13 protein-coding genes are annotated in these 14,800 nt (G+C 64.5%); 6 read left to right on the top strand and 7 right to left on the bottom strand.

The genetic code is table 11. From position 1 onward, the window contains the following. Positions 1-4: 4 nt before the first annotated feature. The 4 genes from OEG81_RS08480 to OEG81_RS08465 form a co-directional block, all read right to left on the bottom strand. Complete coding sequence (locus OEG81_RS08480; protein WP_264132289.1) at positions 5-343, bottom strand: AzlD domain-containing protein; 339 nt, start codon at positions 341-343, stop codon at positions 5-7. An 11-nt stretch (positions 344-354) separates the two neighbouring features. Further along, the gene (locus OEG81_RS08475; protein WP_264132288.1) at positions 355-1,029 is read right to left on the bottom strand and encodes an AzlC family ABC transporter permease; all 675 of its coding nucleotides are present in this window, start codon (positions 1,027-1,029) and stop codon (positions 355-357) included. A gap of 65 nt (positions 1,030-1,094) precedes the next feature. Beyond that, positions 1,095-1,931: a peptidoglycan DD-metalloendopeptidase family protein gene (locus OEG81_RS08470; RefSeq protein ID WP_264132287.1), complete on the bottom strand. Its 837-nt coding sequence runs from the start codon at positions 1,929-1,931 to the stop codon at positions 1,095-1,097. A gap of 129 nt (positions 1,932-2,060) precedes the next feature. Continuing rightward, entirely contained in the window at positions 2,061-5,693 is a 3,633-nt protein-coding gene (locus tag OEG81_RS08465) for a hydantoinase B/oxoprolinase family protein (protein WP_264132285.1), read from the bottom strand. Positions 5,694-5,964: 271 nt separating this feature from the next. On the opposite strand from OEG81_RS08465, the gene OEG81_RS08460 reads away from it, so the two are divergent. From OEG81_RS08460 to OEG81_RS08450, 3 genes are read left to right on the top strand one after another with little or no spacing between them, the layout of a single operon-like run. Continuing rightward, entirely contained in the window at positions 5,965-6,942 is a 978-nt protein-coding gene (locus tag OEG81_RS08460; RefSeq protein ID WP_264132284.1) for a TRAP transporter substrate-binding protein, read from the top strand. 3 nt (positions 6,943-6,945) lie between these two features. Continuing rightward, on the top strand, positions 6,946-7,452 hold the full coding sequence (locus tag OEG81_RS08455; protein WP_264132283.1) for a TRAP transporter small permease: 507 nt from the start codon (positions 6,946-6,948) through the stop codon (positions 7,450-7,452). Then, entirely contained in the window at positions 7,445-8,746 is a 1,302-nt protein-coding gene (locus OEG81_RS08450; protein ID WP_264132282.1) for a TRAP transporter large permease, read from the top strand. Before OEG81_RS08455 ends, OEG81_RS08450 begins: the two co-directional genes overlap by 8 nt. Here OEG81_RS08450 and OEG81_RS08445 read toward each other — a convergent pair whose 3' ends face one another. Continuing rightward, entirely contained in the window at positions 8,747-9,424 is a 678-nt protein-coding gene (locus OEG81_RS08445; protein ID WP_264132281.1) for an ABC transporter ATP-binding protein, read from the bottom strand. Between OEG81_RS08445 and OEG81_RS08440 the strand changes: the two genes are divergently transcribed. Continuing rightward, positions 9,423-10,067 (top strand): arylesterase, encoded by a 645-nt coding sequence (locus OEG81_RS08440; protein ID WP_264132280.1) that lies wholly within the window; start codon positions 9,423-9,425, stop codon positions 10,065-10,067. The two genes, OEG81_RS08445 and OEG81_RS08440, sit on opposite strands and share 2 nt — an antisense overlap. 60 nt (positions 10,068-10,127) lie before the next feature. Here OEG81_RS08440 and OEG81_RS08435 read toward each other — a convergent pair whose 3' ends face one another. Beyond that, the gene (locus tag OEG81_RS08435; protein ID WP_264132279.1) at positions 10,128-12,095 is read right to left on the bottom strand and encodes a SurA N-terminal domain-containing protein; all 1,968 of its coding nucleotides are present in this window, start codon (positions 12,093-12,095) and stop codon (positions 10,128-10,130) included. A gap of 211 nt (positions 12,096-12,306) precedes the next feature. On the opposite strand from OEG81_RS08435, the gene ugpQ reads away from it, so the two are divergent. Then, positions 12,307-13,065 (top strand): glycerophosphodiester phosphodiesterase, encoded by a 759-nt coding sequence (ugpQ, locus tag OEG81_RS08430; RefSeq protein WP_264132278.1) that lies wholly within the window; start codon positions 12,307-12,309, stop codon positions 13,063-13,065. A 76-nt stretch (positions 13,066-13,141) separates the two neighbouring features. After that, the gene (locus tag OEG81_RS08425; protein WP_264132276.1) at positions 13,142-13,996 is read left to right on the top strand and encodes a 23S rRNA (adenine(2030)-N(6))-methyltransferase RlmJ; all 855 of its coding nucleotides are present in this window, start codon (positions 13,142-13,144) and stop codon (positions 13,994-13,996) included. Between the two features lie 48 nt (positions 13,997-14,044). On the opposite strand, the gene OEG81_RS08420 is transcribed toward OEG81_RS08425, so the two are convergent. Further along, complete coding sequence (locus OEG81_RS08420; RefSeq protein WP_264132275.1) at positions 14,045-14,779, bottom strand: pseudouridine synthase; 735 nt, start codon at positions 14,777-14,779, stop codon at positions 14,045-14,047. Positions 14,780-14,800: the final 21 nt, after the last annotated feature.

Below are 14,800 nucleotides of genomic sequence, written 5' to 3'. Positions count from 1 at the left end.
CGGGTCAGACGGCCACCGCGCCCAATGCCCACAAGCTCAGGCCATAGGCCGCCACGCCGGCCAGGGTCGCCCAGGCGATGGTATGCAGCAGCCTCTTGCCCAGCCACACGCCCGCCAGGCCCGCAACGATGGGGGCCACGGCCTGCAAAGAAGCTTGCGGCGCGATCATGCCCCAGAAGGACACCGCCAGCAGCGCCACGATGGCCGAGGGCCCTATGGCATCCAGCGCGCGGCGCAAGCCGCCTTGCCCCGCCGCCTTCCGTATGCCCTTGTCCTGCCAGATCATGGGCAAGAGGCGGATCAGCAGCGTGCCGGCGCCGCAAAGGGCTATGACCCAGAACAAGCCTGTCCCCTTCATCGCCGCCCCGCCAGCCAGGCCCCGGCCAGCATGCCCAGCACGATGGCGCCATATGAAGGCAGCAGCCACAGCCCCAGCAGCGTGGCCCCCGCCGCGCCGGCCAGCACCTTCAGGGGAACCAGTTGCTTGATTTCCAGCAGCAGGGCAAAGAACAAGGCGGGCAGCACGAAGCCCAGGGTCTGCGACAGGATGGCCGAACCGCGCACCCAGTCATGACCGAAATACGCTCCCACCGCCGTGCCTCCCACCCAGGACAGATAGGCGCCCAGTTGCAGGCCCACATACCATCCCTCGCGTTGGGCTTGCGGCAGGCGCTCGAGCTTGCCGATGGCCGTGGCGAAGACTTCATCCGTCAGGCCCGCGGCCATCGCAATCAGCGGCAGGCGCCGTTCGCCCTCGAACCTGGCCATCAACGCGGGACCGTAGAACAGATGGCGCAGGTTCATCAGCAGCACGATCCCGACGATGCTGGCCGCCGCCCCGCCGCCGGCGATCAGGCTGACCAGTATGAACTGGCTGGCCCCGGCATAAACCAGGATGGAGGTCAACACCGCCATGAAGGGTGGAATATCGGCATACACGGCGGCCAGGCCGAAAGAGATGGCGACGGGCACATAGCCGACGGCGATCGACAGGCTGTCGGCCAGGCCTCGAAAAACGGCCGGCTTCATGAGTGGGAGCCCGCCTGCGCGCCGACGCCGCAGCGCATATAAGATCCTGGCTTCATGCGATCGACTCAGGGCTGGAAGGCATTGATGAAGATGGCAGGGTCGACGCGCGCGTTGTTCAGGCTGACGTTCCAATGCAGATGCGGCCCCGTCGCCCGGCCCGTGGCGCCCACTTTGCCGATGACGTCGCCGCGCCTTACCGGCTGGCCTTCATGGACCTGGAATGCCGACAGGTGGCAATACATGGTGATGAAGCCCTGCCCATGGTCGATGAATACCGTCTTGCCGTTGAAGAAATAATCGGCCACGATGGTCACCACCCCATCGGCGGGCGCCTTGACCGGCGTGCCCGCCGGCACGGCGAAATCCAGTCCCGAATGGGGATTGCGCTCCTGGCCGTTGAAGAACCGCCTTAAACCGAAGGGACTGGACAGGCGCCCGTTCACAGGCCGGTCAAGGGAAACATTGCTGGGCCCGGCATCGCGGAACCGGCGATAGGCATCGATCTGTTCCTTGTATTCGCGCTCGTAGCGCCGGACCTGCTCAGGGTCCGGATTGACCTGGCTCTTGTTCTTCAGGGTGATGTGCTGCGATTTGTACTGCTTGCCGCCGACCTGGAAAGAGCGGTCTCCCTGCGTGCCGCCTTCGACCCGAAGCGCCTGCCTGCCTGTGCCGGTCTTCAGGTCGATGCCGACCACGGCGATCCATTGCCCGTCGCTGTCGCGCAGGACCATGACCCTGTCCTTGCCGAGGAAGGCGCGGGGCGCCGCATCGCCCGCACCCAGGGGAACGACCGCCACGCCGCCCGGCACCGGATGGTGCAGCAGGCGCGCCATATAGCCCTGCCCGAAAGCAAGGGCCGGCCAGAAAAAACCAAGAATGAAAAGTACCGCGACACGCCGCATATATGCTTCCCGCTGCTGATCGACACCGCCCGAAAGCGTCCACCATGATTCTACCTTGCGCCGCCACGGCGTTCGGTTGCGGCGCGAGTCCCCAAGGGGCCGAAAGCCTCATGGCGGGCCGCCGCCTTCCTACGCCGGCCCGTATCCTCCGCCTCCGGGCGTTTCCACGACGAACAGATCGCCGGGCTGCAATTCGGTGCTGTCCTGCGGCCCCAGCATGGATACGCTGCCGTCGGCCCGCTCCACATAATTCAGGCCCAGCGCGCCGGGCTGCCCGCCCGCCAGCCCCTGCGGCGGATGGACGCGGTTATTGGACAGGATGGCGGCCGTCATGCCCTGCAGGAAGCGGACCTTGCGCACCCCGCCGTCGCCGCCCGGCCAGCGCCCCGCCCCGCCCGAGCCCTTGCGGATCTCGTAGGACTCCAGGCGGACGGGGAAGCGCAGCTCCAGCACTTCGGGATCGGTCAGCCTTGAATTGGTCATGTGGGCCTGCACGACCGAGGTGCCCGCGAAGCCACCGGCCTGGTCGAAAGGCACGCCGATGCGCTCGGGACCGGCCCCCGTGCCGCCGGAGATGGTTTCATAATATTGATATTGCCGGTTCCCGAAGGTGAAGTTGTTCATGGTGCCCTGGCTGGCGGCCAGCACGCCCAGCGCGCCATACAAGGCATTGACGATGCACATCGACGTTTCCACATTGCCGGCCACGACCGCGGCGGGCGGATCGGGATTCAGCATCGAGCTGGGCGGCACGATGATCTGCAGCGGCTTCAGGCAACCCGCGTTCAGGGGAATGTCGTCATCCACCAGGCTGCGGAACACATACAGGACGGCGGCGACCGCAATCGAGGCCGGCGCATTGAAGTTGTTGTCCAGCTGAGGCGACGTGCCGGTGAAGTCGATGGTGGCGCTCCGGTCTTCCCGGTTGACCTTGATGGCCACTTTTATGCGGGCGCCGTTATCCAGCGCATAGTCGAAGCCGCCGTCGCTCAGCTGGGTGATGACCTTGCGCACGGCCTCTTCGGCATTGTCCTGCACGTGGCGCATATAGGCATTGACCACATCCAGGCCGAACTGGTCGCACATGGCGAGCAATTCGCGCACGCCCTTCTCATTGGCCGCGATCTGGGCGCGCAGGTCGGCCAGGTTCTGGTCCGGATTGCGTGCCGGCCAGGCGCCCGAGGCCAGGATGGCGCGCGCCTCGTCTTCACGGAATTCGCCGCCGCGAACCAGCTGGAAGTTGGTGAACAAGACGCCCTCGTCGTCCACCGTGCGCGAATCCGGCGGCATGGAGCCCGGTGTCAGGCCGCCGATGTCGGCGTGGTGGCCGCGCGATCCGACGAAAAACAACAGATGCTCGCCGGCCCGGTCGAACACCGGCGTAATGACGGTGACGTCGGGCAGATGCGTGCCGCCGTGATAAGGGTCGTTCACCACGTAGGCGTCGCCGGCCTGCATGCGTCCGGTGTTCTCGCGCATGACCGTCTTGATGGATTCGCTCATGGAGCCCAGATGCACGGGCATGTGCGGCGCGTTGGCAATCAGATTGCCCTCGACATCGAATATGGCGCAGGAAAAATCCAGCCTCTCCTTGATGTTCACGGAATAGGCCGTGTTCTGCAGGCGCAGGCCCATCTGGTCGGCAATGGACATGAACAGATTGTTGAAGACTTCGAGCATGATGGGATTGACGCTGGAATCGACCCCGCCCTGCGCCGCGAGCGGTTTACTGCGCGTAATCACCCAGTGATCCCCGGCCGTCAGCACGGCACGCCAATCGGGCTCGACCACGATGGTCTGGTTGGGCTCGGAAATGATGGCGGGCCCATCGATTTCGTCGCCGGCCTGCAGACCCATCCTGTCGTAGACCGGCGTGTCCCGCCACTGCCCGCCGCTGAACATGGCGCGCATCGCCCTGGCCCGGGGCGGGCCCGCCCTTTGCGCGCCGGCGGCGGGCGCTTCCCGCGGCGCATCGCCCGGCAGGCTGGCCTCCACGGAAATGGATTCAACCACCAGACGCCGCTGGCGCATCAGAAAGGAATAGCGCTGGCGATAGATATCCTCGAACGCGGCCTGCATGGCCGGGACGGTATCCTTCAGCGCGACCTCCAGCGCCGTGTCGGTGCCTTCGTACTTCAGGTGGACGCGGCAGGCGAGCCGGGCGGCATCGCCCCCGCCGTTCTGTCCGTACAGCTCCTGCGCCGCCTGCGCGCCCAACTGGTCGCGGTATTCATCCAGCACGGGCAGCAATCCGGGCTCCAGGACCTTCTCGACCGTTTGCTGGCGTATCTCGATCTGGTCGGCCAGCCCCATGCCGTAGGCCGACAGCACGCCGCCATAAGGATGTGAGAAGATGCGCGTCATGCCCAGCGCGTCGGCGACCAGGCAGGCGTGCTGCCCGCCCGCGCCGCCGAAGACGGTCAGCACGTAGGCGGTGACGTCATGCCCCTGCTGCACCGAAATCCGCTTGATGGCTTCCGCCATATTGCCCACGGCAATGGACAGGAATCCCTCGGCGAGCGCTTCGGGCGCCAGGCTGTTGCCGGTGGCCTGTTCCACATCCCGCGCCATCGCTTCGAACTGCCGCCGCACCGCGTCGGCATCCAGCGCCTCGTTGGCTCCCGGGCCGAAGACATGGGGAAAGAAATCGGGCTGTATCTTGCCCAGCATCACATTGCAGTCGGTGACCGTCAGCGGCCCGCCGCGGCGGTAGCTGGCCGGGCCGGGATTGGCGCCCGCCGAATCGGGCCCCACGCGCAGGCGGGCTCCGTCGAAATGCAAGATGGAGCCGCCCCCCGCCGCGACGGTATGTATGCTCATCATGGGCGCGCGCATGCGCACGCCCGCCACCTGCGTTTCGAATTCGCGCTCGAAGCGGCCCGCGTAGTGGGAAACGTCGGTGGACGTGCCCCCCATGTCAAAGCCGATGACTTTGTCGAAGCCCGCCCGCTCGCTGGTGCGCGCCATTCCGACGATGCCGCCCGCCGGGCCCGACAGGATGGCGTCCTTCCCGCGAAACCGGTCGGCGTGCGTCAGGCCGCCGCTGGACTGCATGAACAGCAAGGGCACGCCGGGCAGCTCGCCGGCCACCTGGCTGACATAGCGCTGCAATATGGGCGACAGATAGGCATCGACCACCGTGGTGTCGCCGCGCGACACGAACTTGATCAGCGGACTGACCTCGTGCGAGGCCGATACCTGTGTAAAGCCCATGTCCCGGGCCAGTTGCGCCACCTGGGCTTCATGGTCGGCCCGCCGCCAGGCATGCATGAACACGATGGCCACGGCGCGTATGCCCTGGGCATGGATCCGGGCCAGTTGCCCGCGCACGGCCTCAAGGTCCAGCGGCTTGACGACCTGTCCATCGGCATCGGCGCGCTCATCGATTTCAACGACCTGTTCGTACAACATCTCGGGTAGCACGATACGCCGGTCGAACAGGCGCGGACGGTTCTGGTAGGCGATGCGCAAGGCATCGCGAAACCCGCGTGTCGTGACCAAGGCCGTGCGTTCGCCCTTGCGCTCCAGCAATGCATTGGTGGCGACCGTCGTCCCCATCTTGACGCAGCCCACCTGTTGCGCCGGCACAGCTTGGCCGGCCGCCACGCCCAGACACTGCCTGATGCCGGCAACCGCCGCGTCGCGATAATGCTCCGGGTTCTCGGACAGGAGCTTGCAACTGGAAATCCGCCCATCGGGGCTCAAGGCCACGATGTCCGTAAAGGTGCCGCCGCGATCGACCCAGAACTGCCACTTCGCCATCAAAAATCTCCTTGTCGCCGCCCCGCGGCAACACGCGGCGGGGTCGGCCTCGGCCGCCTTCAGCCGCTTGGTTCAAGCATAAAAGAAAGCCATTAAACTCCGGTTCGCCGCCGCCGCGCAAACGCCCCTGTTTCCCACTAGGAATTACCCCTAAATTGAAGCCGGGCCGGTCTATGCGGACACCTCCCACACTACAATCGGGCAGCTATGCAGGGGGCCCATCCCGGCCCGTGTGTGTTTCCTCAGGCATTTCCGATCAAAGGATAGTTCAATGAAAAAATCGCTCGCTTTGCTGACCGCCACATGCGCCGCCGCTTTTGCCGTCAACGCGCAGGCCGCCACCAAATGGGATCTACCCAGCGCCTACCCCGCGTCCAACCTGCACACGCAGAACCTGGAACAGTTCGTGAAAGACGTCAAGGAGCTCTCGGGCGGCGAGCTGGACATCACCCTGCACAGCAATGCGTCCCTGTACAAGGCACCCGAGATCAAGCGCGCGGTCCAGGGCAACCAGGCGCAGATCGGCGAAATCCTGCTTACGAACTACGCCAACGAAGACCCCATTTATGCGCTGGACGGCCTGCCCTTCCTGGCCACCGGCTATGACGCCGCCTGGAAGCTGTACCAGGCCCAGAAAGACCTGCTCAACAAAAAGCTGGCCAGCCAGGGCATGACCTTGCTGTACACCGTGGCCTGGCCTCCCCAGGGCATCTTCGCCAATAAAGACATCCAGAAGGTCGAGGACCTGAAAGGCGTGAAATGGCGCGCCTACAGCCCGGTCACCGCCCGCATCGCCGAGCTGGTGGGCGCGCAGCCGGTCACCATCCAGCAGTCCGAGCTGTCGCAGGCCATGGCGACCGGCGTGGTCGACGCATTCATGACCTCGGGCTCCACGGGCTGGGACACCAAGACCTACGAATACATCAAGAAGTTCTACGACACCCAGGCCTGGCTGCCCAAGAATGCGGTGATCGTGAACCAGAAGGCCTTCGACAAGCTTGACGACAAAAGCAAGAAAGCCGTGCTCAAGGCCGCCGAGGAAGCCGAAAAGCGCGGCTGGGCCGTGTCCAAGGAAAAAACCCAGTGGTATCTGGACAACCTGGCCAAGAACGGCATGGAAATCATCAAGCCCAGCGACGAGCTCATGAAGGGACTGGACAAGGTCGGTGAAACCATGCTGGGCGAATGGGTCAAGCGCGCCGGCCCCGACGGCCAGAAAGTCATCGACTCCTTCCGCGCAAACAAGTAAAGCATGCGTCGTTTCCTCGACAGCCTATACCTGGTATCCGGCGGCCTGGCCGCCATTTTCACGGTCGGCGTGCTGGTGGCGGTGGTGATGTCCATCGCTACCCGCCAGCTGGGTGTCCACATCGGCGGCCTGGATGCCTACGCGGGCTACTCCATGGCCGCCGCCGGCTTCCTGGCGCTGGCCCACACCTTCAAGAGCGGCGAGCACATACGGGTCACCCTGCTGCTGTCGGCCTTGCCGGGCAAGGGCAGCCTGCGGCTCGACATCTTCGCCTTGCTGGTCGCCTGCGTCATCGCCGCCAACCTGTGCTGGTTCAGCGGCAAGCTGGTGCTCGACTCCTACGCGTACAACGACATTTCCACCAGCGACGACGCCACTCCCTTATGGATTCCGCAGGTCGCCATGGCGGTCGGCACCTTCATCTTCTTCATCGCCGTCGTCGACGAGACCATAAGGCGCTGCAAAGGCATCCCCGAAACCAAGCACGCTGAAGAAACCCACTATGAATGAAGCTCTGGTCATTTTCCTGCTGGTGGTCTCCATCTTTGGCTTCCTGGCCTGCGGGGTGTGGGTAGGCCTGACGCTGGCGGGCACGGCCTGGCTGGGCATGGAGCTGTTCTCCAGCCGCCCGGCGGGCGATGCCATGGCCATCACGATATGGGGGGCCGCATCCAGCTGGACCCTGACGGCGCTGCCGCTGTTCCTGTGGATGGGTGAGATCCTGTTCCGCTCGCGCCTGTCGCAGGACCTGTTCAAGGGGCTTGCGCCGTGGCTGGACCGCATTCCCGGCCGCCTGCTGCACACCAATGTCGTGGGTTGCGCGATCTTTGCCGCCGTGTCGGGCTCGTCGGCGGCCACATGCGCCACGATAGGCAAGATGACCATACCGGAGCTCACCCGGCGGGGCTATCCCCAGGACCAGATCATCGGCACGCTGGCGGGCGCAGGCACGCTGGGCCTGCTGATTCCTCCATCCATCATCATGATCGTGTACGGGGTGGCGGCCGACGTCTCCATTTCGAAGCTGTTCATCGCCGGCATCTTTCCGGGCATGCTGCTGGCGGCGCTTTTCATGGGCTATATCGCCATCTGGTCGCTGCTGCATCCCGGCCAGATTCCCGAAGCCGACCGGACGCTCAGCTTCGCGCAGAAAATCCACGAGTCGCGCCACCTGATTCCCGTCGTCATCCTGATCGCCGTCGTGCTGGGCACCATCTATACCGGCTTCGCGACCGCCACCGAAGCGGCTGCCGTGGGCGTCGTGGGCGCCTTGATACTGTCCCTGACCCAGGGCTCGCTCAGCTGGAAGGTGTTCAAGGAATCCCTGATGGGCGCCACCCGCCTGTACTGCATGATCGCCCTCATCCTGGCCGGCGCGCAGTTCCTGACGCTGTCCATGGGCTATATAGGCCTGCCGCGCGCCCTGGCGGAATGGATCGCTTCGCTGGGACTCTCGCAGTTCGGGCTGATCGTCGCCCTGATGGTGTTCTACGTCGTCCTGGGCTGCTTCCTGGACGGCATTTCCATCGTCGTGCTGACCATGGGCGTGCTGCTGCCCACGGTCAACGCCGCCGGCATCGACCTGATCTGGTTCGGCATCTTCCTGGTCTTCGTCATCGAGATGGCGCAGATCACGCCGCCGGTGGGTTTCAACCTTTTCGTGCTGTCGGGCATGACAAAAAAAGAACTGCCCTACCTGGCGCGCGTATCGCTGCCGATGTTCCTCTTGACGATCGTGGGCGTGCTGCTCATTTATATTGCGCCCGAGATCGCCACCTGGCTGCCCAGGAACATGAAGATGTAATCAGGGAGCGGCCGCCACTCGGCCGCCCGACAGCCTCAGCTCGCGCTGGCACAGGGCCGCCAGTTGCGGGTCGTGCGTGACCAGTATCAGCGTCGTATTCAGTTCGCGGTGCAGGTCGAACATCAGCTCGATGATGCGCGCGCCATTCTGGGTGTCCAGGCTGCCGGTGGGTTCATCGGCGAACAGCACGCTGGGCCGGACCACGAAAGCCCGCGCAAGCGAGACCCGTTGCTGCTCTCCGCCGGAGAGCGTCCGCGGATAATGATGCAGGCGGTCCTTCAGGCCGACGCGTTCCAGCATGGCGCGCGCTTCCTCCGTGGCCGGCTTGCCCGCCAGTTCCAGCGGCAGCATCACATTTTCCAGGGCGGTCAGGTTGGGCAGCAACTGGAAGGACTGGAAAACAAAGCCCACATGGGCCGCGCGCACCGCGGCACGCGCTTCTTCATCCAGCGTGAACAGGTCATGGCCCAGCAGGCGGACCCGGCCCGAGCTGGGCACATCCAGCCCGGCCAACAGGCCCAGCAGCGTGGACTTGCCCGATCCCGAGCTGCCGGTGATGGCCAGCGCCTGGCCCTTGTCCACGGTAAAGCTGACATTGTCTAAAATATCCAGCGCGCCGGAGGAATCGGCGACTCTCTGGGACAGGTGTTCAACTTCGATCGAATGGGAACTTTTCATGTGGATAGGCTGGAGGTCTGTTGTTGTTGCATTGAGCGGCATTCTGTTCGCGGGGGCCGTCGCCCAGGCCGACGTTGCGGACAAGGGCCAGGATAAGACCATACTTGTCGTGGGGGACAGCCTTTCGGCCGAATACGGCTTGCGGCGTGGGTCGGGCTGGGTCGAACTTCTGGCCCGGCGCCTGCACGCCGAGCAGCAAGGTTACCAGATACGCAATACGAGCATCAGCGGCGACACCAGCAGCGGCGGCGTGGCCCGCCTGCCCGAGGCGCTCCGCCGCCATCAGCCGGCCATCGTCATCATCGAACTGGGCAGCAACGATGCCTTGCGCGGACTGTCGCTGCAGATGACCCGTGACAACCTGGCGGAAATGATGGACATGGCGCGGCAAGCCCGGGCGCGGGTGTTGCTGGTGGGCATGCAGATACCGCCCAATTACGGCCGCAAGTACGCCGAACAGTTCCAGCAGCTGTTTCCAGAAGTGGCGCAGCAGCACGGAGCCGCGCTGGTTCCCTTTCTGCTGGAAGGCATGGCCACCGACCGCAGCCTGTTCCAGCCGGACGGCATCCACCCCAATGAAGAGGCGCAAGCCCTACTTGAGCGCAATGTGTGGCGGCAGCTGGAACCCATGCTGACCCCCTGAATGCCAAGCGGCCCTCGTGGAGGGCCGCCGGATGCGGGAGGAAGATGTCCGGACCGCTGCCTAGTCCTGGGCCGTATTTTCGCCGGACAGCGCCTTTTCGGCTTCGGGCAGTATCTGCACGTTGGCCTGGATGCGCATGGCTTTCAGGACGGCCTGCTCTTCAGCCCGGCCCCATGCCTGATCGAGCTCGACGGGCAGGGAAGCCAGCATCGGGTTGCCCGGCTTGCCGGCCTCAAAGCCTTCGACACGTATCAGCACATAGCCCTGCGGACCCTGAACGCCCACATACTGCGGAAGGGTCTTGGTCGACGCGTCGAACGCCGCGTCGGCCACCGGCTTGGCCAGGCCTTGCGCGTTGATGCGGCTGACGGTCAGCGGCGAACCGAATGCCTCGGGCACTTGGGCCGGATCGGCTTTCTGCAATTCGGCCAGCGCGTCCTGCCCCGCCTTCTGGGCGGCCGCCTGCGCACGCTCGGCCTTGAGCACCTCGCGGATGTGTCCGGACACCTGGGCCAGTTCGGGAACATGGGCGGGAGTGACCGTATCCACACGAACCGCAACCATGGTGTCGGGTGAAATCTCAATGACGCCCGAATTCTGCTTCTCGTTCAGGGCCTGAGGCGTGAATAGCGCGCGGCGCACACGGGCGTCGTCGAGCAAGGCGGCATCCTGGCTGGCGGAGGCCGCATCGGCCTTGACTTCGTCGGAAGGCAAAAGGCGATCGCGTGCAATGCCGGCGGCCGAACGCACCGTAAGCCCCAGCGCATCGGCGGCCGGCTGCAGGCTGGACGGATTGTCGTACACCAGGCTGGTCAGCCGCGTCGCCATGTCGGCAAAGCGGTCGGCGCCCAGCTGGCGGCGCACTTCGGCTTCGATCTTTTCCTTGGCCTCGTCGAAGGACTCGCCCCTTTCAGGCTGGACGTCGTTGGCCAGGAAGATGTGGTAGCCGCCGGGGCCTTCCACAACCTGCGACACGCCGCCTTTTTGAAGGGCGAAAATGGTCTGCTCAAGATTGGCGGGCCAGGAGCCTTTCGTGATCCAGCCCAGCCTGCCGCCATCCTTGGCCGTGCCGGCATCCTGCGACTGGGTCTTGGCGACTTCGGCGAAGGCCGAGGTATCGGCCTGGACCTTCTTGAGGATTTCCTCGGCCTTGGCATGCGCCTGCTTGCGGTCTTCGTCGGACGCGCCCGAAGGGATGTTGACCTGGATATGGCTGATGTCGACACGGGCCGGCTGGACGAAGCGCGCCTTGTTCTGCTCGTAGTATTTCTTCAGTTCGTCCGGGCTGACGGCCGGCAGATTCTGCATGGCGGCTTCTTCATTGAGCAGCAGGTATTGCGCGCTGACCTGTTCAGGCAATTCCAGCGTTTGCTTGTTCTTGTCGTACCAGGCCTGGATGTCGGCATCGGAGATGTCCAGGTCTTTTTCATAATCGGAAGCCGGAAATGCCCGCAGCCTGACCGTGCGCTGCTCGGTGAGCGCAAGCTCCAGTTGCTGGACCACCGAGGCGGGCACGCTGGCGGTCAGCGCAATCGGCCCCAGGACGCGATCCAGCGCCAGTTCGGCGCGCTGGCTCTGTTCGAAATCGCGGGTGGTCAGGCCCACGGAGGCCAGCACTTCGTTGTAGCGCTCGGGCGAGAACTGCCCGTCGACCTGCAACTGCGGCATCGCGGCGATGGTCTGGCGCAGCACGGCATCGGACACGCTGAAGCGTTCCTTGGTGGCCGACGACACCAGCACCTGACGGTCGATCAGCGACTCGAGCAGGGCCCGGCGCGCGGCGGGATTATCCAGCACGGCGGGATCGAAGCCGCCCTGGCTGTTCTGCTGCAATTGCTGCAGCTGATTGCGGCGTGCCTGATCGAAATTCTGCTGCGTAATGGACGCGCTGCCCACTTTCACGAGATCGTGATCGCCGGACACATAATTGGTATAGCCGCTGACGCCGATCAGGACGAAAGACGGCAGGATCAGCACCAGCAGGACCAACTGCATCAAGCGTTGATGCGTACGAATGAAATCGAACATTAATCACCCATTGACACGCAGCCCCTGTTTGAGCTGCGCGACGGTTACATCAAAAAAGGCGATAAGTATCGCCAAGATTACGAAAAACCCGAGTAGAGCACGAAAATTTCATGCAGTTTACCACCACACATGCATCAATTTGCAGGGAAAAGCCGCAAGCCGGCGATAAAATGCCGGCATTGTTTGCCCCCAAAATCATTGGAACCTGAAAATGCCCAACCCGTCGCCTGCGTGGCCTTATCCCCAGTTCATCGCCCATCGGGGCGCGGGCCGCTACGCCCCCGAGAACACGCTGGCCGCCATGCGGCTTGGCGCCCAGCACGGTTTCCTGATGATGGAGTACGACGTCAAGCTCAGCCGCGACGGCGTCGCCATCCTGCTGCACGACGATGCGGTGGACCGCACGTCCAACGGCCTGGGCAATGCGGCCGACAAGACCCTGGCCGAATTGGCGCAGATCGACTTCGGGGCCTGGCATTCCCGCGACTACGCGGGCGAGCCCATTCCCACCCTGTATTCCATCGCGGCCTATACCCGCGCCAACGGCATACGCAGCAATATCGAGATCAAACCGCATACCGGCCTGGAGGCCGAAACCGGCAGGCAGGTGGCCAGGCTGGCGCGCCGGCTTTGGGCCGGCGCCGACCTGCCGCCCCTGCTTTCGTCTTTTTCGGAAACCGCACTGGAAGCGGCCCTGAACGAGGCGCCCGAACTTCCCAGGGCGCTGCTGATCGAGGAAGAAGTGCCGGCGGACTGGCGCGACCGGGCGCAACGGCTGCAATGCGTGGGCCTGAACCTGAATCACAAACATACGACAAGGGCGATCGTCCAGGCGGTGCGCCAGGCCGGCTATACGCTGGCCATCTGGACGGTGAACGACGCGGCGCGGGCCCGCGAACTGCTGGACTGGGGGTGCGACGCCATCGTGACGGACGAAATCAAGACCATTTCACCCGCCTGGCTGGCCTGAGCCGGCCTATACAATGGCGCAAGACCATTCCGCGCGCACGCCCGGCGCGCCGCGGCGCCAGCCTTAAGGAGCTTTTTTGTTCAGCTATCGCCATGCCTTCCACGCCGGCAACCATGCCGATGTCCTGAAGCACGCCGTATTCGTCCACATCCTGGATTACTACAACCGCAAGGACAATCCCTACTGGGTCATCGACACGCACGCCGGCGCCGGGCTCTACGATCTGCGCAGCGACTGGGCGCTCAAGAACGGCGAATTCGTCGACGGGCTGGACAAGCTGCTGGGCGCCGCGTCCATGCCGCCGATGATAGAACGCTATCTGGAAGAGGTGCAGCACTTCAATCCGGACGGCGTGGCCAACTTCTACCCCGGCTCGCCCTGGCTGGCCTTGCGCGCCCTGCGCGACCAGGACCGCCTGCGATTGTTCGAGATGCACCCGTCCGAAGCCGATGTGCTCCGGCAGAATCTGAAACAACAGGGCCGGGATGCCGTCAGGCAAACGACCCTCTACCAGGCCGACGGTTTCGATGGCCTGAAGAGCCAATTGCCGCCCCCTCCACGGCGCGGCATCACCATCATCGACCCCTCCTACGAAGACAAGCAGGACTACCGCAAAACCCTGCAGGCGGTCCATGAAGGCCTGAAGCGCTTTGCCACCGGCTGCTTCGCCGTCTGGTACCCGCTGGTTCAGCGGCGCGAGGTCCAGGAACTGGTCCGCTCGCTGGAACGCCTGAAAACGCCCTGGGTGCATGCCAGCCTGACGGTGCGCAAGCCGACGGGCGATGGCTTCGGCCTGCACGGCAGCGGCATGTTCGTGCTGAATCCGCCGTGGACCCTGCATGCGGAGCTGGACGCCACCCTGCCCTGGCTGAGCGCAACCCTGAAACAGGACGACAGGGCGGGCTTTACCTTGAAGCAACAGGCGTCGTAGAAGTCGGCCGGCCCCTGCGAAGACGGGGTCGGCAACACGCCGCCCGGATCAAAGAAAGCGCTCGCCTTCCTTCAGGTAGCGCCACTGTCCCGGCGGCAGGTCGCCCAGCACGATGCGCCCCATGCGCACCCGCTTCAGTCCCACCACCTTCAGGCCGACCTGTTCGCACATGCGCCGGATCTGCCGCTTCTTGCCTTCCTGCAGGATGAAGCGCAATTGATCCTCGTTCTGCCAGCTTACCTGCGCGCGCTTCAAGGGCTTGCCGTCCAGCGAGAGGCCGTGGTTGAGCATCGCCAGTCCGTTGCCCGCTATCTTGCCCTGCACCCGCACCAGGTATTCCTTGTCGATCTCGGAATCGTCGCTGATCAACTGGCGGGCGATGCGCCCGTCCTGCGTCAGGATCAGCAAGCCCTGCGAATCGATATCCAGCCGTCCCGCCGGAGCCAGGCCGCGCAGGTGGCCCGGCTCGAAGCGCAGGGACGACTTGTCGGCCTTGTACTGCGTGGCCGCGCTGATCAACGATACGGCGGGCCGGTAGCCCTGCTCGGCCTGGCCCGACACATAGCCGACCGGCTTGTTCAGCAATATGGTCACGCGAGCGGTCTGGCGCCGCTGCGCCTGCCTGTCCAGGGTGATCTGCTGATCCGGCCAGGCCTTGCTGCCCAGTTCGGAAACCACCCGCCCATCCACCTTCACCCAGCCCCGCTCGATGTAGGCATCGGCTTCCCGGCGCGAGCACAGGCCGCGCTCCGCCATCAGTTTTGAAATTCGTATTTTTTCCATAAGCGGTATTTTATGACTTTG

Source organism: Pollutimonas sp. M17 (genome assembly GCF_025836975.1).
Lineage (GTDB): Bacteria > Pseudomonadota > Gammaproteobacteria > Burkholderiales > Burkholderiaceae_B.
The sequence above is the reverse complement of the archived record's forward strand: the minus strand, read 5'-3'. Positions and strand labels throughout refer to the sequence as shown.

Excerpts from the sequence above, each read along its gene's own strand:
- OEG81_RS08475 (WP_264132288.1), bottom strand. The coding sequence starts at position 1,029 with ATGAAGCCGGCCGTTTTTCGAGGCCTGGCCGACAGCCTGTCGATCGCC.
- OEG81_RS08470 (WP_264132287.1), bottom strand. The coding sequence starts at position 1,931 with ATGCGGCGTGTCGCGGTACTTTTCATTCTTGGTTTTTTCTGGCCGGCC.
- OEG81_RS08465 (WP_264132285.1), bottom strand. The coding sequence starts at position 5,693 with ATGGCGAAGTGGCAGTTCTGGGTCGATCGCGGCGGCACCTTTACGGAC.
- OEG81_RS08460 (WP_264132284.1), top strand. The coding sequence starts at position 5,965 with ATGAAAAAATCGCTCGCTTTGCTGACCGCCACATGCGCCGCCGCTTTT.
- OEG81_RS08455 (WP_264132283.1), top strand. The coding sequence starts at position 6,946 with ATGCGTCGTTTCCTCGACAGCCTATACCTGGTATCCGGCGGCCTGGCC.
- OEG81_RS08450 (WP_264132282.1), top strand. The coding sequence starts at position 7,445 with ATGAATGAAGCTCTGGTCATTTTCCTGCTGGTGGTCTCCATCTTTGGC.
- OEG81_RS08440 (WP_264132280.1), top strand. The coding sequence starts at position 9,423 with ATGTGGATAGGCTGGAGGTCTGTTGTTGTTGCATTGAGCGGCATTCTG.
- OEG81_RS08445 (WP_264132281.1), bottom strand. The coding sequence starts at position 9,424 with ATGAAAAGTTCCCATTCGATCGAAGTTGAACACCTGTCCCAGAGAGTC.
- OEG81_RS08435 (WP_264132279.1), bottom strand. The coding sequence starts at position 12,095 with ATGTTCGATTTCATTCGTACGCATCAACGCTTGATGCAGTTGGTCCTG.
- ugpQ (WP_264132278.1), top strand. The coding sequence starts at position 12,307 with ATGCCCAACCCGTCGCCTGCGTGGCCTTATCCCCAGTTCATCGCCCAT.
- OEG81_RS08420 (WP_264132275.1), bottom strand. The coding sequence starts at position 14,779 with ATGGAAAAAATACGAATTTCAAAACTGATGGCGGAGCGCGGCCTGTGC.